We start from the raw sequence: 20,009 nt of genomic DNA on the forward strand, positions 1-20,009 counted from the left end.
GCTTTTTAGAGGTCAGGGCGGGTTTAGAGCTCGCGGGAGCCGCGGCGCCGCGGCCACGAGGCGCCGTGTGCAGGGATGACGCGGCGATCCGAGCACCTCGGCGGTGGCCCCGCGCTCGACCACCCGGCCCCGGTCGAGGACCACGGTCTCCTCGCACAACGCGGCCACGACGGCCAGGTCGTGGGAGACGAGCACCACGGTCAGCCGCCTGCTTTCCCGCAGGTCGGCGAGCAGATCGAGGAGCCGTACCCGGGTGGCGGTGTCCAGGGCGCTGACCGGCTCGTCGGCCAGCAGCACCCGGGGGGAGGCCGCTATCGCCCGCGCTATCGCTATCCGCTGCCGCTGCCCGCCGGAGAACTCGTGGGGATAGCGACGGGCGGCGTCCGCGGGCAGTCCCACCGAGCGCAGCGCCTCCTCGACCATGGCCGTCGCCGCCGCGCCGCGGGCGACGCCGAGCGAACGCAGAGGCTCTCCGACGATCCGGTCCACCCGCAGCCGCGGGTCCAGCGAGGAGTACGGGTCCTGGAAGACCGGCTGCACCGCGTGCCGGAGCGCCCGCATCCGTCCGCGCAACGGCAGGCCGTCGAGGAGCACCTGCCCGGTGCGGGGCCGCATCAGCCCCAGCATGAGGCGGACCAGCGTGGTCTTGCCCGCTCCCGACTCCCCCACCAGGGCCAGCCCGCGGCCCGCGGTGACCTCGAAGGAGACGTCGCTGAGCACGGCGGGACCACGCCGGTAGGCGAAGCCCAGGTCGCGTACGCCGAGAACAGGAGGAGGCGACGTCACGGCAGCATCCGCTCCAGCGCTCCGTGCAGCCGCCGGGCGGCCGACACGAGGTCCCGGGTGTGCGGGTGCGACGGCGCCCGCAGCACGTCCCCGACCTCGCCCTCCTCCACCGCCCTGCCCCGCTCCAGCACCAGGATCCGGCGGCTGACCCGGGCCACCACGGCCAGGTCGTGGCCGACGAACAGCAGCCCCATGCCGCGAGCCGCCACCAGCCGCTCCAGCAGCGCGAGCATCTCCGCCTGGACCGTGCCGTCCAGCGCGGCCGTGGGCTCGTCCGCGATCAGGAACGACGGTTCGCAGGCCAGCGCCATGGCCATCGCCGCCCGCTGGCGCTGGCCGCCGGAGATCTCGTGGGGATAGGACCGGGCGATGCGGTCCGGGTCGCTCAGCCGCACCTCCGTCAGCGCCTCCAGGACCGCGCGCCGCGCGGCGGCCCCGCGCAGACCCCGGTGGCGTCGCAGCGGCTCGGCGACCTGCGCGCCGACGCGCATCAGGGGGTCCAGGGCGGCGAGCGGGTCCTGGAAGACGACGGCGACGCGGCGGCCCCTGACCGTGTTCAGCACCCGCTCGGGCGCGCCGAGGATGGGCTCGCCGTCCAGGAGGACCCGGCCCGAGGCGGTCATGCCGGCCGGCAACAGGCCGACGATCGCGAGCACGGTCAGGGACTTGCCGGCGCCGGACTCCCCGATCAGCCCGAGCCGGTCCCCCCTGGCCAGGCGGAAGGACAGGTCGCGCAGCAGTTCGCGGCCGTCCGCCGTGCGCACCGTCAGGTTCCCGGCTTCGAGCAGGCTCACCAGCGCCCCCGCAGCAGCGGGTCGGCGACCTCGCGGACGCCGTCGGCCAGCAGGTTGACGCCGATCACCAGGAGGACGAGGAGCAGTCCCGGGGCGACGATGTCACCGGGCGCGACCAGGACCGTGGCCTGGGCCTCTCGCAGCATGTGTCCCCAGGAGGCGTTCGGCGGCGGCGGGCCGAGGCCCAGATAGGACAGGCCGGCCTCGGCCAGGACGGCCCGGCCGAGCTGGAGGGCGAGGTTCACGGCGAGCGCGGGCCAGATGTTGGGCAGCACGTGCCCGGCGACGATCCCCGGCCAGGACGTGCCGGAGGTGCGGGCCGCCGTCACGTAGTCCTGCGCCAGCACCCGCTTCACCTGCTGCCTGGCCGGCCTGGCCACCACGGCGGTCATCGCCAGCCCGATGGCGGTCACGGCGGACAGCAGCGATCCCCGCCTGGCCGCGATCACCAGCATGGCCAGCAGCAGCGTCGGGAAGGCGATCAGGAGGTCCAGCACCACCGCCATCATGTCGTCCAGCCACCGCACGGCGAAGCCGGCCGCGATCCCGGCCAGCAGGCCGAGCGCCCCGCCGAGGGCCACCGCCCCGGCCCCGATCGACAGCGCCACCCGGGCGCCGATCATGAGCTGGGTGAGCAGGTCCCGCCCCAGCCGATCGGTGCCCAGCCAGTGCTCCGGGCCCGGCGGCTCCAGCCTGCCGCCCGACGTGTCGGCCGGGTCGTACGGCGTCCACAGCGCCGAGACCATCGCGATCGCGACCACCCCGCCCAGCAGGACGCAGCCCGCGACCAGCGCCCGCGACCTCACGCGGACGTTCCCGTCGCGGTACGGCGCAGCCGCGGGTCGATGAGGCGCTGGGCCGTGTCGGCCACGAAGCCGATCGTGAGCACGGCGGCCGTGCTCAGCGTCAGGACACCCTGGATGACGGGATAGTCGTGCTGGGCGAACGCCCGCACCAGCATGCTGCCGAGTCCCGGCAGCGCGAAGACGTTCTCCACGACGACCGCCCCCAGGAACGTGCTGGCCAGTTCGATGGCGAGGATCGGCACCACGGGCGCGGCGGCGTTGCGCAGCCCGTGCCGCCAGAGCGCGGCACGGAGCGGGGCGCCGAGCGCCCTGGCGGTCCGTAGGTAGTCGCTGTCGAGCACGTCCAGCGCGGCGGAGTGGACGTAGCGGGTCAGCGAGGCCGACATGACCAGCGCGATGGTGGCCACGGGCAGCAGGAGCGAGGTGAGCGCGGCGGCCGGGGCCGCCCAGTCCTCGGCCGGGAAGCCGCCGGCCGGCAGCCACCGCAGCCGCAGCGCGAACACGGTGACGAGCAGCATGCCCACCCAGAAGACCGGCACGGCGAGACCCAGCTGACTCACCCCCGCCAGCAGTGTGCCGTACCAGGTGCCCCTGCGCAGCGCGACGAGGAATCCCGTGGGCACCGCGATCAGCACGGCCAGCAGGAAGGCCAGCACTGTGAGAGGCACGGTGACGTGCAGCCGCCCGGCTATCTCGGACGCCACGGGCAGGGAGCTGACCAGCGACCGGCCGAGGTCCAGCCGCGCCAGGTCCCGGAGCCACCCCCCGAACTGCTGGGCCGGCGGCAGGTCGGTGCCGAGCTCGTGCCGGGCGGCGGCGGCCTGTGCCGGGGTGGCGCCCATGTCGAGCAGCGCGTTCGCCGGGTCGCCGGGAAGCACCCGGAGCAGCACGAACAGCGCCACGCTGGAGACGGCCAGCGACAGTGCCAGCAGGATCGCCCTGCGGACGAGATAGGCGGCCATCGGTCAGCGCTTGTCGATCCCGTAGACGGGGAACTGCGCCTGGACCGCGTTGGCGGCGTATCCGGTCACGCGGGCGGACGCGACGACGATCTGCGGATTGAGGTAGAGCCAGTCGCTGGCGGCGTCCTCGACGATCTCGTGGTTGGCCCGCCGGAGCAGTTCGGTCTGCTCCCGCGTGGTCTTCGCGGACTCCGACCTCCTGATCAGGTCGGAGACCTCGGGGTTGTCGTAGCCCCAGTAGAAGCCGGGGTCGCCGTAGTAGCGGATGTCGCGGTCGTTGACATGCTCCTGGAGAGTCGCGGCGAAGTCGTGGTGCTGGAAGACGCGGGAGTACCACTCGTCCGCGCTGATGATGTTGATCGTCACCGTGATGCCGACCTTGGCCAGTTCCGACTTCACGAACTCGGCGATGGTCGGGTGCGGGTCGTACTGCGGGGTGTCGAGGGTCATCGGGAAGCCGCCGGGATAGCCCGCCTCGGCGAGCATCCGCTTCGCCGCCTCCACGTCGTAGGCGTTCTTCCCGCTCAGGTCCTCATACCAGGGATCGGCGGGCGGCACCATCGAGCCGATCACCATGCCGCGGTCGCCCCAGATCGACCGCAGCAGTTTCGCGTCGTCGATCGCTGCGCTGACGGCCCTGCGGACCAGCGGCTTGTCGAAGGGCGCGCGCCGGCAGTTGAAGGCGAGCAGGAGCTTGGTGGTGGACGTGCCCTCGGTGATCCGGAACGCCGAGGTGTCGGAGAACGGCGCCAGCGCGTCCGGGCTCTGCACGCTGGTGACCACGTCGACCGCGCCGGACAGCAGCGCGTTGTTGAGCGCCGCCGCCTCGGTGTAGTAGCGGAACGTCACCTGCCCGCATTTGGGCGACGCCCCCCAGTAGCCGCCGAATCGCTCCATGGTCAGCGTGGCGCCGCGCTTCCAGGACGCGAGGCGGTAGGGACCGGTGCCGTCCTCCGCGGTCTTCGGATCGGCCAGCGTGTGGTTGACGATCCACACCTGGCTGAGGTTGTAGATGAGCGAGATCGACCTGCTGGAGAGCCGGACCACGACGGTGTGGTCGTCCGGCGCGTCGACGCTCTTGATCATGTCGAGGGAGTTCTTGCGCGAGGACGTGGACGTCCCGGCGAGGATGCGCCGCAGGCTGTGCCGGACGTCGGCGGAGGTCATCGGGGTTCCGGAGTGGAAGCGGACGCCCTGACGCAGCGCGAAGGTGTAGGTGAGGCCGTCCGGGCTGACGGTGTATTCGGAGGCCAGCGACTTCTCGACGGCACCCGCCTCGGTGAGGCGGAAAAGCGCCTCGTAGACGTTGCCGGCCAGCGCCTCCGCCGCGCCCTGTCCCCCGCCGCCGGCGTTGTCCAGGTTCTGCGGTTCGTAGAGGGACCCGATGGACAGGGCACAGGAAGCGGACGCGCCGCCGCCGGGAGATGAAACGCAGGCCGCGACCGAGAGCATGACGACGGACATGGCGACGGTAAGGCGCCTTATCTGAAATTTCAACTTTCCCCCCATTGCATACCCCGGGTCATTCTTGCGCCTTGTCGCCCCGTCTGACCATAGGACAGCCTGCGAAAATCCCCGTGGAGTCAAGAGGCGCGCGTGGAGGAAAGTGTCAAGTGGTACAAGCCGCCGAACCACCCGGCGGGCCCTCGGTTAGCGTTTTCCGCAATTCGGCAGGTAAAGGTGGGCATTCACCTGGCCCGCCCGGCCCCGTCCGGGCGGCACAGTGTGGTACGGCGCGGTGTGGTGCGGCGCGGTGAACGGCGCCCGGTCACCCCCGCAGCGCGATGGCCTGGCCGGGCAGCGCCGGCGTGCGACCGGCGGCGACCTCACGGATCACTCGCATGACGTCGGCGGCGTGGTCGTTGATGAAGAAGTGCCCGCCCCGGTAGACGCCGAGGTCGAACCGGCCGGTGGTGTGCTCGCTCCAGACACGCGCCTCCTCGACCGTGACCTGGGCGTCCTCGTCCCCGATCAGCGCCACCACCGGGCAGTCGAGCCGGGGCCCCGGCCGGTAGCGATAGGTCTCCGCCGCCCGGTAGTCGTTGCGCAGCGCCGGGAGGATCATCTCCACCACCTGCGGGTCCTCGAAGAGCCGCGGGTCGGTGCCCGAAAGCCGGTCGAGGTCGCGGATGAAGTCGTCGTCGCTCAGCAGGTGCACCCGCTCGTCGCGGAAGGTCGAAGGCGCCCGGCGCCCCGACACCACCAGTGCGCGGGGGGCCGCTCCCTCCTGCGTCAGCCGCACGCCGACCTCGAAGGCCAGGGTCGCGCCCATGCTGTGGCCGTACAGGTAGACGGGCGGGCCGTCGCACCAGGGCTTCACCACGGGCGCCAGCACGTCGGCCAGCACGTGCAGGTCGTCGATCAGCGGCTCGGTTCGCCGGTCCTGCCGGCCGGGATACTGGATGGCCAGCACCTCGATGCCCGGCGAGAGCGTCCTGGACACCGGGAAGAAGTACGTCGAGGCCCCGCCCGCGTGCGGGAAGCAGATCAGGCGGGCGGCGGCGCGCGGCGCCGGGTGGAACCTCCGGACCCAGCCGTCGCTTCCGTTCAGTTCTGACATCTCACTCAGCTCCCCTTCGTCGTCGCACGCCGGGCGGCGTCTCCCCCGCCGCCAGGAGGACGGGCCGAGGGTATGCCGCGTCATTCATTGAAACCGTGCGGGAGCGGCGGCGCCACCGGAGATTCGCCCCTAAACACCGGCGCGCGTCCCCTTATCCGGAAAACAGCATGGGTACGGCGTCGCGGGGCACCCGCGATGCCGTACCCATTGAATTAGGTCTGGCTGAATTCAGGATTATGCGCGAATGACTCCTCTCCGGCGGTCAGGTGGGCAGGGCGGCCTCCAGCGGCCGGTTCCGCAGGGTCCGCAGCACCGCGACCAGGGTGCCGCCCAGGGTCAGGACCGCCGCCGCCCCTGCGATCAGCAGGAATATCAGCGGCGACCCCGCCGGCACGAACTTGCCCGTACGCCCGAGGGCGAACGTCACGAACGCGAGCGGCGCGATGACGGCGCCGAGGCCGATGCCGATCAGCGCCGTCAGGGCGCCCTCCACCGCCGTCATCCGCAGCACCTGCCTCCGGGTGGCGCCGATGAGCCGCTGCAGGCCGAACTCGCGCCTGCGGTGGCCGGTCGCCAGGAACAGCGTGTTGATCACGGAGATCGCGATGAAGCCCATCAGCAGCGCGAGGAAGAGGTAGTTGACCAGCTCCTCCGCGCCGAGGTGGTGCTCGAACGACCCGCGCAGGGTGTATCTGTCGACGATCTGCGCCCCGGGGAAGGCGGCGACGACGCCGCTCAGCGCGGCCGACAGCTGCGCGACCGACGTCCCGGGCTGGGGCGCGGCGAGGATGTACAGCGGCAGGCCGGTGGTGGTGTGCTTGGACAGCAGGTCGATCGGCAGAATGATCGACTCGAAGCTCACCTTCTCCGACATCAGCCCCACGATCTTGACGTTCACCCTGGAGTTGTCGCCGAGGCGCAGCGTGATCGTGTCGCCGACGCCCCTCTTCAGCTCCTTCGAGTAGACGTCGTTGATGACGACGGTGTCGCCCTTCAGCTCGGTGAGCGAGCCCGCGGTCATCGTGGCCGCGCCCACCTTCTCGGCGGCGTCGGCGGTGAAGCCCTTGAACTGCCAGCCGCCGAGGTCCGCGCCGGCCCGCGGGTCCGGCGGGTCGTCGACGAACCCGGCGCTCGCGGTGAACTCCGACGCCGCCGCGACCCCGGCCACCTCGCGGATCTTGGGCAGGGCCTCCGGGCCGAACCCGCCCGGCGGCGCCTTGATGATGACGTTGCCGGCCAGGCTCTCGGTGTAGATGTTGATCGACGCCGCCTCCGTCGTGATGACGTAGGTGGTGGCGGTGGCGACCGAGGTCATGAGCATGATCGGGGTGATGACCGCGGCCAGTTGCGGCACCCGCGCCCTGGCGTTCAGCGCGGCGAGGTAGCCCGACACCGAAGACATCCGCCGCAGCGGCGGGGTGAGCACGGCGACCAGGACCCGGGTGATGTCCCGGCCGAGGAGCATCACGCCGAGTGCGAACAGGATGGCCGCCCAGTTGGCCGGGCCCGCGATGAAGGGTCCGGTGACCAGGTTCAGCGCGACGAAGACCAGCCCGCCGCTGTAGGCGAAGAGCACCAGGCCGATGATCCGCCGGACCCAGCCGGTCCGCTTGACCGCCGTGTCGGTGCCGGCCATCGCGGCGGTGGGCCGGGCGCGCAGGGCCCGCTTCCCGGTGATCAGGCCGGCGCCGAGCGAGGTCGCCACGGCCAGCACGTACGCGATGACCGGGAGCACCCATCCGCGCTCGTAGGACAGTTCTTCGGGGGCCACGCCGATCCTGACCACCATCCGGTACAGGAACTCGCCGACGAACCATCCCGGCAGGACGGAGAGCGTGGTCGCCAGCAGCGACACCACCAGCGCCTCCGCGAGGATCATCCTGCGGGTCTGCCAGGGCGTGGCGCCGATCGCGCGCAGCACCGCGATCTCCCGCTCCCGGTTGCTGGCGACCAGCGAGAGCGTGGATGCGACCGCGAGCAGCCCGGCGACCAGCGACAGCGCGACGAAGATGCCGGCGATCAGGATCAGGTCGTGGACTTCGAGGGAGGCGGGGAACTCGGCGTTGCCGCGGTCGTTCCCGGTGAGGACCGCGATGCCGGGGCCGCCCACGGCCGCCGTGGCCTTCGCGCTGAGCGCGGCGGCGTCGGTGCCGGGCTGGGCGACGAGGGAGATCGTGTCGACCCGGGCGGGATCCCGCGCGAGCCGCTGGACGTCCGGGCCGGTGAAGAAGATGGAGCGCTCGGTCGTCGGCTGCGCCGGGGCGACGATGCCCGTGACGGTGAACTCGCCGACGGCGCCGTGCGCGCCGATCTTGATCTTGTCTCCGGCGGACACCCCGATCCGGCGCGCGGTGTCGGTGTCGAGCGCGACCTCCCCCGCACGCTGCGGAGCGGCGCCCGCGCCGATGGAGTAGGGGCTGAGCACCGCGGATCCCCAGTCACGCCCGTGGGCCTCCGTGTCGACGGGGCTGCCGTCGCGGAGCACGAAGGTGTCGAAGGCGACGTCGGGGATGGCCGCTTTCACGCCGGGGAGTGCGGCGAGCTTGGTCACCAGGTCGCGGTCGACCTGCACGCGTTCGTTGAGCGCGCCGACCGGGTTGTCGGCCAGGATGTAGCGCGGGTCGCCCGCGACCACCACGTCCGCCCCCGCGAGGCGCTGGGGCAGGACGGTCTGCCGCAGGCCGGTCTCCATCATCCCGCCCGCGGCGACCAGCATCATGCTGCAGAAGAACATCCCGATGAAGGTCGCGACATATCCCCCCCACCGATAGCGGAGGGTTCTCCGGGCAAGCTGGAACATCAGCGACCGCCCTCCGCGCGCGCGACCGACCGCTGCTTCGCCCACTCGCCCAGCCGGGTGAGCTGCTCGGCGACCGACTCGGCCGTGGGGTTGGCCATCTCGGTGACCACCGACCCGTCGACGAGGAACACCACGCGGTCGGCGTAGGACGCGGCGACGGGGTCGTGGGTGACCATCACCACGGTCTGGTCGTAGAGGCGCACCGACTCACGCAGCAGTTCGAGGATCTCGCGGGCGGTCTTGGAATCCAGCGAGCCCGTGGGCTCGTCGGCGAAGATCACGGCCGGGCTGGCCACGAGCGCCCTGGCGATGGCCACGCGCTGCTGCTGTCCGCCGGACAGCTCGCTCGGCCGGTGGCCGGCCCGGTCGCCCAGGCCCACCTGGGTCAGGACGTCCCTCGCCTTGGCCTTGTCGATCTTGCGTCCGGCCAGCCGCAGCGGCAGGACCACGTTCTGCTCGGCGGTCAGCGCGGGCATCAGGTTGAACGCCTGGAAGATGAATCCGACCTTGTCCCGCCGCAGCAGGGTCAGGGCGGTCTCGCTGAGACCGGTGATCTCCTGGCCGTCGAGCTTCACCGATCCCTCGGTGGGCTCGTCGAGCCCCGCCGCGCAGTGCAGCAGGGTCGTCTTGCCGGAACCCGACGGGCCCATCACCGCGGTGAGCGTGCGCCGTTCGAAGTTCACCGTAACGGATTCGAGCGCGACCACGCTGTTGTCGCCCGTGCCGTAGACCTTGCGAATTCCGGACAGCGACACCGCATGCGGCGTCGGGGATTGCCGACTGCTCATGTGAACTCCTCACATGCTCGTGTGTCGTGTGGGGATGCACTGGACGTCGCCGCGGGCCGAGATGGAACGCCGGGATCGAAGACGCCGAGAGGGAAGAGGGGTCCGGCTTTCCGGCGGTGCCGGTGAAAGCCGGACCCCTGTGCGCGGGCCGAACGGCGAGGGTGGGGTTCGGGTGGGGCTCGCCGGCCGCCGCGTCGTGCCGGTCAAATCGTGGTGGGGACCTCGGGAGTGACCGGCCCGGGGAGCACCTCCTCTCCTTCCTTCGTGTACGTGACGTGGCTCAGCCGGGTGACCAGCAGCACGGCCGACACGAGCGCGATCACGATGCCGAGGATCGCGGTGAGGCTGGTCGCCTTGGCGAACGCCTCACGGGCGACCGCGAGCAGCGCTCGCGCGGCGTCGGGCGCCAGCGACTGGGTCACGGCGACCGCGCCACCCATGGTCTGCCGGGCGGCGCGCACGGCCTCGGCCGGCACGCCGTCGATCCGGGTGCCCAGGTAGTTCCGGTAGATCGCGGCGCCGATGGTGCCGAAGATCGCCAGGCCGAGTGCGCCGCCGAACTCCTGCAGCGTCTTGGTGAGCGCGGAGACCGCGCCGACCTGCCGCGGCGGGGAGATCGCGACCGCCATGTCGGTCAGCAGGGCGAACAGCAGCGCGGTGCCGACGCCGATGCCCACGATGCCGCTCACGACCAGGAAGATGCCGCTGTCGGCGGTCACCTGGGTCATGATGCCGAAGCCGATCGCGGCGAGCAGGAACCCGGACGCCATCAGGTAGGCGGGCTTGACCTTGTCGACCATGCCCATGGCGACCGGCACGAGGCTGCCCGAGATCACCGGGGACGCCATCGACCACAGCGCGGCCGGCAGCGGCCGCAGGCCGATGACCTCCATCAGGAACTGCGTGGTGAACACCGAGAACCCGATGACCAGGAAGAACCCGGTGGCGCTGACCGTCAGCACCGGCAGGAAGCCGCGGGTCTTGAACAGCTTCGGGTCGATCATGGGGTGGGTCAGGTGACGCTGCCGCACCACGAAGATCACCGCGAGCACGAGGCCGCCGACGACCGCGCCGAGCGGGACCGCCTCCACGCCGTTGATCGCGAGCTCCTTGACACCCCAGATCACGCTGAGCACCGCCACCAGCGACAGCAGCGCGCTGAGCCAGTCGAACTGGCCGACCTGGTCGCGCGGCAGCCGGAAGGCGGGGACGAGGAACGGCATCGCGATCAGCAGGATCGCGATGATCGGAGCGTTGATCAGGAAGATCGAGCCCCACCAGAAGTTGTTCAGCAGCACGCCGCTCAGCACCGGGCCGAAGCCCGCGCCGGCCGAGATGGCCAGCGAGAACACCGTGATGGCGGTGCGGCGCTGCTTGTCGTCGGTGAAGATGACCGGCAGCAACGCGAGCGAGGACGGCATCAGCGCCGCTCCGCCCAGGCCCTGCACCGCGCGGCACACGATCAGCATCTCGGGGCTCGTGGCGAACGCCGAGCCGAGGGACGCGAGCCCGAAGATGGTGCAACCGATCATCAGGGTGCGCCGGCGGCCGAACAGGTCGCCGAGGTTACCCATGGTCAAGAGCATGCCGGCCAGCACGAACCCGTAGATGTCGATGATCCACAGCTGCTGCGTGCTGGTGGGCTTGAGGTCTGCCGCGATGGACGGGACGGCGAAGTAGAGCACCGTGATGTCGATGGCGACCAGCAGGGGCGGCACCGCGAGAGCGACGAGCGCCAGCCATTCCTTGCGTCCGGCGAGTTGTTTAGTAGTCATGATTTAATCATACGTCCGTATTAGACCCTTGTATAGACCGAGTTGCCGAGGCGCCCGAGCGCCTGTGATGCCGAGGAGCGAGCAGGCAGGCGGCACGACCGCGAGCCGCGTGAGGCGCACCGCCGGCGGGCGGCGACCTCGACGCCGAGAGCACCGGGTCCGGCGCCGCGATCGGCCGGTGGACCGGACGCCCAGGGCTCTCGGACAGGACGGCGGGAATCACGATCATGTCGTCGCTCCGTCTCGTCACCCGGGGGGTGACAGGGAGGTGAACACGGGTTCCGCACCGCAAGACAACCACGCCGTCACGACGATCTGAAGGCAAAAGGCACAGGTCAGGGGTGTAGTAGGGGTCCGGCGCCCGGCGCACCCCTACCGCGCGGCGAGGCCTGGCGACGATGACAGGGGTGCTTGCGGGACGCGACGGACATGCCCGGCACGACATCCTGTTCGGGAGATTCCTTGACGCACATACCACAGGAGGGCCGTATGGGCCGCGTGGAAGGCAAGGTCGTTGCGATCACCGGTGCGGCGCGTGGGCAGGGACGCAGCCACGCCGTCCGGCTGGCGGAGGAAGGCGCCGACATCATCGCGCTGGACGCCTGCACGGACATTGAGGTCGCCCAGTATCCGATGGCCACTGTCGAAGACCTGAAGGAGACCGTCCGCCTGGTCGAGCAGACCGGCCGCCGGATCTTCAGCCGGCAGGTGGACGTCCGCGACCGCGCCGAACTGCAGAACGCGATCGACGACGGTGTGGCGGAGCTGGGCAGGCTGGACGTCGTGATCCCCAACGCCGGGATCAGCGTCCTCGGGCCGGACCGGCCGCTGACCGCGTTCACCGACACCGTCGACATCAACCTGGTCGGCGTGATCAACACGATTCACGCCACGTTGCCGCACCTGAGCGAGACCGCGTCGGTCATCGTGGTCGGCTCCATGGTGGGCCTGATCCCCGACCGCGGGGACCCGGGCCCGATGGGCCCCGGCGGCCTCGGATACAGCCTGGCCAAGTCCACGCTGATCCAGTACGTGAACACGCTGGCGCTCCAGCTCGCGCCCTCGGGCCGGCGGGTCAACGCCATCCACCCGACCAACGTCGACACCGACATGATCCAGAACGAGTCCGTGTGGCGGCTGTTCCGGCCGGACCTGGAGCACCCGACCCGGGAGGAGGGCAACGCCTCCTTCGCCATGATCCACGGCATGCCCATCCCGTGCCTGGACCCGTCCGACGTCTCGCACGCGGTCGTCTACCTCGCGTCGGACGAGTCCCGCTACGTCACCGGCAACCAGTTCAAGATCGACGCCGGTGCCCTGCTCAAGAGGGGCGTGTGGTAAGTCATGCGCTTTGGGTTGTTCTACCACCACCAGGTGCCGAAGCCGTGGACCGAGGACAGCGAGGAGCGGGTGCTCAAGGAGTCCCTTGAGCAGATCGAGCTCGCGGACCGCCTCGGCTACGACTACGTGTGGGAGACCGAGCACCACTTCATGGAGGAGTACTCCCACTCGGCCGCCCCCGAGGTCTTCCTGGCCGCCGCCGCGGCCAGGACGAAGAACATCCGGCTCGCGCACGGGATCGTCTCGATTCCCCCGAACGTGAACCACCCCGTACGCGTGGCCGAGCGCCTGGCGACCCTCGACCTCATCTCCGGCGGCCGGGTCGACTTCGGCAGCGGCCAGGGCAGCACCCAGCTCGAGGTGGGCGCCTTCGACGTCGAGCGGGACAAGAAGCGCGAGCAGTGGCGGGAGGCGATCGACGTGATCACCCGCATGCTCACCGAGGTGCCGTTCACCGGCCACCAGGGCCAGTGGATCAACGTCCCGCCGCGCAACGTGGTGCCCAAGCCCAAGCAGAAGCCCCACCCGCCGCTGTGGGTCGCGTGCAGCTCGCCCGAGACGGTGGAGTACGCGGCGCGCAACGGCATGGGCGCCCTGTCGTTCGCGTTCGTCTCCCCCGAGGAGGCGAAGGAGCGCGTCGAGACCTACTACGACCTGATCGCCTCCGAGGAGTGCGTGCCGGCCGGCTACGCCGTCAACCCCAACTTCGCGCTGGTCATGCCGTTCATGTGCCACGAGGACGAGGAGACGGCGCTGGACCGCGGCGTGCACGGCGCCCACTTCTTCGCGTACTCGTTCCTGCACTACTGGATGCACGGCGCGCACCGGCCGGGCGCCACCGACATCGCCAAGGACTTCGCGGAGAACCGGGACGCCTTCGGCTTCAGCCGGCACCTGCCCCCGGAGACCCGGGCCGAGATGGACCCCGACCTGCTCGCCCGCATCGACAACCTCCGCAAGGCCATCGGCACGCCCGACCAGCTGCGCGAGCTGGTCCGGTCGTACGAGGCGGTCGGCGTCGACCAGATCATCTTCCAGGTGCAGATCGGCGCCAACAAGCACGAGCACATCTGCGAGTCGCTGGAGCTGTTCGCCCGGGAGGTCATGCCCGAGTTCGCCGAGCGCCGCGAGGAGCTCGACGCGGCCAAGGCCGCGCGTCTCGAGGTGCCGATCAAGGACGCGCTCTCGCGTCACCAGCCGGCCACCGTCGACGTCTCCCACGTGGTGATCAGCGCGGAGCAGGCGGAGATGCTGGAGAACACCGACGACGAGGACGACTGACCACGTCGCACGGCGAAGGCCCGGAAGGCGCTACCTTCCGGGCCTTTGTCGTTGCCGGCCGTCGAATGTGCCCGGGAGAACGAACCCGGGCGCTCAGACGTGCTCGGGTTCGGGCTCCCGGGTGCCGCCGTTCCACATCAGGCCGGCGGCGATCTGACGCAGCGCCGCGGTGAGGTCGTGCCCGGACGGCGCCCGGCCGGGGTCGATCAGCCACTGGACCATGACCCCGGTGACCAGAGCCTGGTAGAACGACCCGACGGCGCGGGCGGTCTCCTGGTCGGTGTCCTCGCTCACCGTGCCGAACAGCCGGCCGAGGCCCTCCCTGCCCTGCTCCAGCCCGTCGGCGAGCACCTGGCGCACGGTCGGAACATGCTCGATCTGCGCGAACACCTCGATGTTCGCCGCACACAGGGCCCGGTCGTTGGCGAACAACTCGACGAGGCGACTCCAGATCGACTCGAACCGCTCCAGCGCGCCGCCGGCCTGGCTCATGGCCGCGGCGAGCGCGCCCTCCAGCTCCTTGCCCCACTCCCCGAGGGCATCGATCAGCGCCTCGTTGAGCAGGTTCTCCTTCGACCCGAAGTGGTACCCGATCGAGGCGAGGTTCGTATTGGAGACCGCCACGATGTCACGGGTCGTGGTACGGGCGTACCCCTTCTCGCGCAGGCAGCGCTTGGCGCCCTCCAGCAGGTCCTCGCGGTGTCCCATAATCGAAATCCTTACGCCGTCTAATACAGTTGTCTTAATCATACGTAAAAATCCGCGGCCGCCAAAGGGCGCCCGCTCGATGAGCGGGCGCCCGGCAGGTCCATGACCATGGGTTACAGCGTCTCAAGCTCGTTGTCGAGGATCGCGAACAGTTCGTCGGCGGTGGCCGAGCCGAGATCGACCTCCGGCGCCGGGAGCTTGGCGGCGAAGAGGTCCACCAGGTGGCGGGCGACCGCCGCGGCCGTCGGGTAGTCGAAGATCAGCGTGGGGGGCAGCCGGTGCCCGGTCGCCGTGTTGAGCCGGTTCCGCAGCTCCAGCGCGCTCAGCGAGTCGAAGCCGAGGTCGAGGAAGCCGCGGTCCGGGCCGATCGCCGTGTTCCTGTCGTGGCCGAGCACGGCCGCGGCGTGGGTGCGCACCAGGTCGAGCACCACCCGCTCGCGGTCGGCCGGGGCCAGCTCGGCCAGGCTCGCGGCGAGGTCCGAGGCGGCCGGTCGGCCGTCCGCCTCGGCGGCCACCCGCCGGATCCTCCGGCTGCGCAGGCCGCGCAGCAGCGCGGGCACCTCGTCGGTGCGGGCGTCGAGCGCGGTCTGGTCCACCCGCAACGGCACCAGCGCCGGGGTGCCGGCGCCCAGCGCGGCGTCGAACAGCGCCAGCCCGTCGGAGGGTGACAGCGGCGGCAGTCCCTGCCGCCGCATCCGCTGCCGATCGGCCTCGCCGAGCCCCGTGCTCAGGCCGGTGTCGACGTCCCACAGCCCGAACGCCATGGACGTCGCGGGCAGGCCCGCCGCCGTACGGTGGACGGCCAGCGCGTCGAGGAAGACGTTCGCGGCGGCGTAGCCGGCCTGTCCGGCGGCGAGCACCTGGCCGCCGGCCGAGGAGACGAGGACGAACGCCGACAGGTCCAGCCCGGCGGTCAGCTCGTGCAGATGCCACGCCCCGTCGGCCTTGGCCCGCAGCGACAGGTCGACGTCGGCTGGTGTGATCGTGTTGATCAGGGCGTTCTCCGCGACGCCCGCCGCGTGCACGACGCCGGTCAGCGGGCGCTCGTGCGGGACCTCGGCGAGCAGCGCCGCGACGGCGTCCCGGTCCGACACGTCGCAGGCGGCCACGGACACCTCCGCGCCGAGCGCGCGCAGCTCCTCTGCCAGTTCCGCCGCGCCGGGCGCGGCGGGGCCGCGCCGGCCGGCGAGCAGCAGGCTCCGCACGCCGTGCTCGGCGACCAGGTGCCGGGCGATCACGGCGCCGAGCCCGCCCGTGCCGCCGGTGATCAGCACCGTCCCCGTGGCCGGCCACGGGGTCCTGTCCTCGGCCGCGAGAGCGTCGGCGGTCACGGGTGCGGGCACGCGGGCGAGCCTGGGCACCAGGATCTCCCCGCCCCGCACCGCGACCTCCGGCTCGCCGGACGCCGCGGCGGCGGCGATCACCCGCTCGCCGGCCTCCGCGTCGACGTCGACCACGGCGAACCGGCCGTGGTTCTCCGCCGCCGCGGCCCGCGCCAGGCCCCACACGGGCGCCTGGCCGACGTCGATCGCCTCGTCGTGGACGCGGACGCCGTTCCGGGTCAGCAGGACCAGCCGGGAGTCGGCGTACCGCCGGTCGGCCAGCCACGCCTGGACCGCGCCGAGCGCCCGCCCGCAGGCGGCCCGTACGGCGGCGGGCACGTCCGCGGTGTCGCCGCCGTCGCCACCGTCGCCGAAGCACCGGAAGGCCACCACCTCGGGCACGCTCGCCCCCAGCTCGGACAGGTCGTCCACGACGGGGATCGCGTCCGCGCCCGGCGGCGGGACTTCCGGCCTCGTCCACTCCACCCGCAGCAGCTCCGCGCCGGTCGGCGTGCGCAGCGCGCCGGCGTCCACGGCGCGGGAGACCAGCGCGTCCACCGACAGCACCGGCCGCCCGGACCAGTCGGCCACCAGGACCCCGGTGACCTCCTCACGGCCCTGGCGGCGGATCCGCACCCGCAGCGCGGAGGCTCCCGTCGCGTGCAGCGACACCCCCGTCCACGCGTACGGCAGGAGGGTCTGCCCCGCGCTGTCCTCGTCCAGCAGGTCGGCGTGCATCGCGGCGTCGAGCAGCGCCGGGTGGATGCCGAACCGGCCCGGTTCCACGTGCTCGGGCAGCACCACCTCGGCGAACCAGTCGTCGCCGTCCCGCCAGGCGGCCCGCAGTCCCTGGAACGCCGGGCCGTAGTCGTACCCCCGCTCGGCGAGACGCTCGTACGCGCGGTCCAGGTCCACCGGAGCCGCGCCGGGCGGCGGCCACTCTGCGAGCTCCGGCTCGGGCGCCGGCGCGACCGCCGCCGAGAGCACGCCCTGCGCGTGCCGGGTCCAGGGGGCGTCGAGCGGCCCGCCCGCGGTCCTGGAGTAGACGGTCACCGTCCGGCGGCCGGTGTCGTCCGCCACGCCGAGACTCACCTGCACCTCGACCGGCGCGTCGCCGAGCACCAGCGGCGCGTGCAGGGTGAACTCGTCCAGGGTGGGGCAGCCGACGTGGTCGCCCGCGGCGATCGCGAGCTCGACGAGGCCGGTCCCGGGGAACAGCACGGTGCCGGAGATGGCGTGGTCGGGCACCCACGGCTGGGCCTGCGCGGACAGCCGCCCGGTCAGCAGCAGCCCACCGGTGTCCGGCACGGCGACCACCGCGGTGAGCAGCGGATGGTCGACGGCCCGCTGCCCGAGGCCCGTCGCGTTCGCGGTCGTCCCGCACTCCTCCTCGGACCAGTAGCGGCGGCGGGCGAAGGCGGTGGTCGGCAGGTCCGCCACGCGCGCGCCGCGGCCCTCGAACAACGCGGGCCAGGAGACGGGCACGCCGCCGGTGTGCAGACGGCCGAGGGCGGTGAGCAGTGCCCGGGTCTCGGGCACGGTGCGGGCGAGCAGGGCGACGGTCTCGGCCCGGCCGGGTTCGAGCATCTCCCCCGCCAGGCCGGCGAGCGCGCCGTCCGGGCCGATCTCGACGAACCGGTCGGCTCCGGCGCCGGCCAGGAAGCGGACGGCGTCGGCGAAGCGGACCGCGTCCCGCGCGTGCCGCACCCAATAGTCCGCCGACCAGGTGCCGGCGGGCGCCGGTTCGCCGGTCACCGTGGACACGACGGGGACGCGCGGCTCGCCGTACGCGATCTCGGCCGCGACCGCCGCGTACTCGGCGAGCATCGGCTCCATCAGCGGCGAGTGGAACGCGTGCGACACGCGGAGCCTGCTGGTCTTGCGGCCGAGGGCGGCGAAGTGGGCGGCGATCGCCTCCGCCTCTTCCGCGTCGCCGGAGACGACGACGGAGCCCGGGCCGTTGACGGCGGCGACGCCGACCCGGCCGGTGAGCAGGGGCAGCACCTCCTCCTCGGCCGCCGCGACGGCGATCATCGCGCCGCCCGGGGGCAGCGCCTGCATGAGCGTCCCGCGCGCCGCGACGAGCCGCGCCGCGTCGGACAGGGACAGCACACCGGCGACGTGGGCCGCGGCCAGTTCGCCGATCGAGTGGCCGGCGAGGTAGTCGGGCGTCACGCCGAACGACTCCAGCAGCCGGTAGAGCGCGACCTCCAGCGCGAACAGCGCCGGCTGGGCGGACCCGGTCCGGGCCAGCGCCTCCGCGTCGCCGCCCCAGACGACCTCCCGCAGCGGGCGGGCCAGCCAGCCCTCCAGCGCGGCGACCGCCTCGTCGAACGCCGACGCGAAGACCCCGAACGTGCCGTGCAGCTCCCGGCCCATGCCGAGACGCTGCGTCCCCTGCCCGGCGAACAGGAAGGCGGTGCGGTGCGCGGCGGCCTCGCCGCGCCACAGGTTCGGCCGGGCGCCGCCGTCGGCGAGCGCGGACAGCCCGGCCACCGCCTCGTCCCGGTCCGCGGCGATCACGACGGCGCGGTGTTCGTGGACGGCCCGGCCGGTGGCCAGGGTGGCGGCGATGTCGAGCAGGTCCGGCGCCGACACGGCGGCCGGCTCGGCGACCAGGCGGGTCCGCAGCGAGCCGGCCTGCGCGCGCAGGCTCTCCTCCGTACGGGCGGACACGAGCAGGGGGACGACCGGCAGGGGCAGGCGGGCGGGCGCGGGCGGCTCCTCCGGGGCCTCGCCGATGATGACGTGCGCGTTGGTCCCGCTCATCCCGAACGACGACACCCCCGCGTAGCGCGGCCGCTCGCCGGCCGGCCACTGCCGCACCTCCCGCAGCGGCTCCGCCCGGCCGGCCGACCAGTCCACGTGCGGGGTCGGCTCGTCGAGGTGGAGGATCTTCGGGAGCACCCCGTTGCGCAGCGCCTGCACCATCTTGATGACCCCGGCGACGCCCGCCGCGGCCTGGGTGTGACCGAGGTTCGACTTGATCGAGCCGATCAGCAGGGGTGAGCCGTCCTCGGGCCGCTGCCTTCCGTAGGTGGCGAGCAGGGCCTGCGCCTCGATCGGGTCGCCGAGGGTGGTGCCGGTGCCGTGGGCCTCGACCACGTCCACGTCGGCCGGGGAGAGCCCGGCGTTGCGCAGCGCCTGGCGGATCACCCGCTGCTGGGACGGCCCGTTCGGCGTGGTCATCCCGCTGGACGCGCCGTCGGAGTTGATCGCCGACCCGCGCAGCACGGCGAGCACCGGATGCCCGTTGCGGCGCGCGTTCGAGAGGGTCTCCAGCAGCACGACGCCGGCGCCCTCGGAGCAGCCCGTGCCGTCCGCGTCGGCGGAGAACGACTTGCACCGGCCGTCCCTGGCCAGGCCGCGCTGGGTGTTGAAGAAGACGAACATGTCCGGGTTGGCCATCACGGTCACGCCGCCGGCGAGCGCGAGCGAGCACTCCCCCGTACGCAGCGCCTGGGCGGCCAGGTGGACGGCGACCAGCGACGACGAGCAGGCGGTGTCGATCGTGACCGCCGGGCCCTGCAGGCCGAGGGTGAACGCCACCCGGCCGGTGACGTCGCTGCCGCCGCTGGTGCCGAACCCGTAGTCGTGGTACATCACGCCGCCGAACACGCCGGTGGTGCTGCCGTTCAGCGAGGCCGGGTCGATGCCGGCCCGTTCGAAGGCCTCCCAGCTCACCTCCAGCAGGAGCCGTTGCTGCGGGTCCAGCGTCAGCGCCTCGCGCGGCGAGATGCCGAAGAAGTCGGCGTCGAAGTCCGCCGCGTCGTAGAGGAACCCGCCCTCCCGGGCGATGCTGTGGCCGGGTTTGCCGGGCTCCGGGTCGTACAGGCCCTCCAGGTCCCAGCCCCGGTCGGCCGGGAAGGCGGACACCCCGTCCCTGCCGTCCACGGCGAGCTGGAACAGCTCCTCGGGCGTGGTGACCCCGCCCGGATACCGGCACGCCATACCGATGATCGCGATCGGCTCGGTCGCCGCCGCCGCGAGTTCCGCGTTGCGCTGCCGCAACGCCTCGTTGTCCAGCAGAGATTTCCGCAGCGCCGCGACAATCTCCTCAACCGGGACGTCCATGTACCCCTCCTG

At 72.2% G+C, this 20,009-nt stretch carries 13 protein-coding genes; 2 read left to right on the top strand and 11 right to left on the bottom strand.

Annotated elements, in window-relative coordinates:
• Positions 1-12: 12 nt before the first annotated feature.
• The 9 genes from HHX33_RS30210 to HHX33_RS30250 form a co-directional block, all read right to left on the bottom strand.
• Positions 13-786 carry an ABC transporter ATP-binding protein gene (locus tag HHX33_RS30210; protein ID WP_182877564.1) on the bottom strand — a complete coding sequence of 258 codons (774 nt, stop codon included), beginning with the start codon at positions 784-786 and terminating at the stop codon, positions 13-15.
• Positions 783-1,580: an ABC transporter ATP-binding protein gene (locus tag HHX33_RS30215; RefSeq protein ID WP_182877565.1), complete on the bottom strand. Its 798-nt coding sequence runs from the start codon at positions 1,578-1,580 to the stop codon at positions 783-785. The genes HHX33_RS30210 and HHX33_RS30215 overlap by 4 nt, the downstream gene beginning before the upstream one ends.
• The gene (locus HHX33_RS30220) at positions 1,577-2,386 is read right to left on the bottom strand and encodes an ABC transporter permease (RefSeq protein ID WP_220502369.1); all 810 of its coding nucleotides are present in this window, start codon (positions 2,384-2,386) and stop codon (positions 1,577-1,579) included. The genes HHX33_RS30215 and HHX33_RS30220 overlap by 4 nt, the downstream gene beginning before the upstream one ends.
• Positions 2,383-3,348, bottom strand: coding sequence for an ABC transporter permease (locus HHX33_RS30225; RefSeq protein WP_182877566.1), 966 nt, complete (start codon positions 3,346-3,348; stop codon positions 2,383-2,385). The genes HHX33_RS30220 and HHX33_RS30225 overlap by 4 nt, the downstream gene beginning before the upstream one ends.
• A 3-nt stretch (positions 3,349-3,351) precedes the next feature.
• Positions 3,352-4,812, bottom strand: coding sequence for an ABC transporter substrate-binding protein (locus HHX33_RS30230; protein WP_220502370.1), 1,461 nt, complete (start codon positions 4,810-4,812; stop codon positions 3,352-3,354).
• A 304-nt stretch (positions 4,813-5,116) separates the two neighbouring features.
• Positions 5,117-5,908 (bottom strand): thioesterase II family protein, encoded by a 792-nt coding sequence (locus HHX33_RS30235; RefSeq protein ID WP_117409923.1) that lies wholly within the window; start codon positions 5,906-5,908, stop codon positions 5,117-5,119.
• Positions 5,909-6,170: 262 nt separating this feature from the next.
• Entirely contained in the window at positions 6,171-8,642 is a 2,472-nt protein-coding gene (locus HHX33_RS30240; protein ID WP_182877568.1) for an FtsX-like permease family protein, read from the bottom strand.
• Between the two features lie 65 nt (positions 8,643-8,707).
• Positions 8,708-9,496 carry an ABC transporter ATP-binding protein gene (locus HHX33_RS30245; RefSeq protein WP_138462961.1) on the bottom strand — a complete coding sequence of 263 codons (789 nt, stop codon included), beginning with the start codon at positions 9,494-9,496 and terminating at the stop codon, positions 8,708-8,710.
• A gap of 203 nt (positions 9,497-9,699) precedes the next feature.
• Positions 9,700-11,271 (bottom strand): MFS transporter, encoded by a 1,572-nt coding sequence (locus HHX33_RS30250; protein WP_182877569.1) that lies wholly within the window; start codon positions 11,269-11,271, stop codon positions 9,700-9,702.
• 489 nt (positions 11,272-11,760) lie between these two features.
• Between HHX33_RS30250 and HHX33_RS30255 the strand changes: the two genes are divergently transcribed.
• Positions 11,761-12,612 (top strand): mycofactocin-coupled SDR family oxidoreductase, encoded by an 852-nt coding sequence (locus HHX33_RS30255; RefSeq protein WP_117409919.1) that lies wholly within the window; start codon positions 11,761-11,763, stop codon positions 12,610-12,612.
• 3 nt (positions 12,613-12,615) lie between these two features.
• A complete protein-coding gene (locus tag HHX33_RS30260) occupies positions 12,616-13,893 on the top strand; it encodes an LLM class flavin-dependent oxidoreductase (RefSeq protein ID WP_117409918.1) in 1,278 nt (425 codons plus the stop codon).
• A gap of 93 nt (positions 13,894-13,986) precedes the next feature.
• Here HHX33_RS30260 and HHX33_RS30265 read toward each other — a convergent pair whose 3' ends face one another.
• Entirely contained in the window at positions 13,987-14,601 is a 615-nt protein-coding gene (locus tag HHX33_RS30265) for a TetR/AcrR family transcriptional regulator (RefSeq protein ID WP_117409917.1), read from the bottom strand.
• Positions 14,602-14,714: 113 nt separating this feature from the next.
• Complete coding sequence (locus tag HHX33_RS30270; RefSeq protein WP_182877570.1) at positions 14,715-19,997, bottom strand: type I polyketide synthase; 5,283 nt, start codon at positions 19,995-19,997, stop codon at positions 14,715-14,717.
• Positions 19,998-20,009: the final 12 nt, after the last annotated feature.

The organism is Microbispora sp. H10670 (assembly GCF_014161385.1).
In the GTDB taxonomy this organism is placed as follows: domain Bacteria; phylum Actinomycetota; class Actinomycetes; order Streptosporangiales; family Streptosporangiaceae; genus Microbispora; species Microbispora triticiradicis.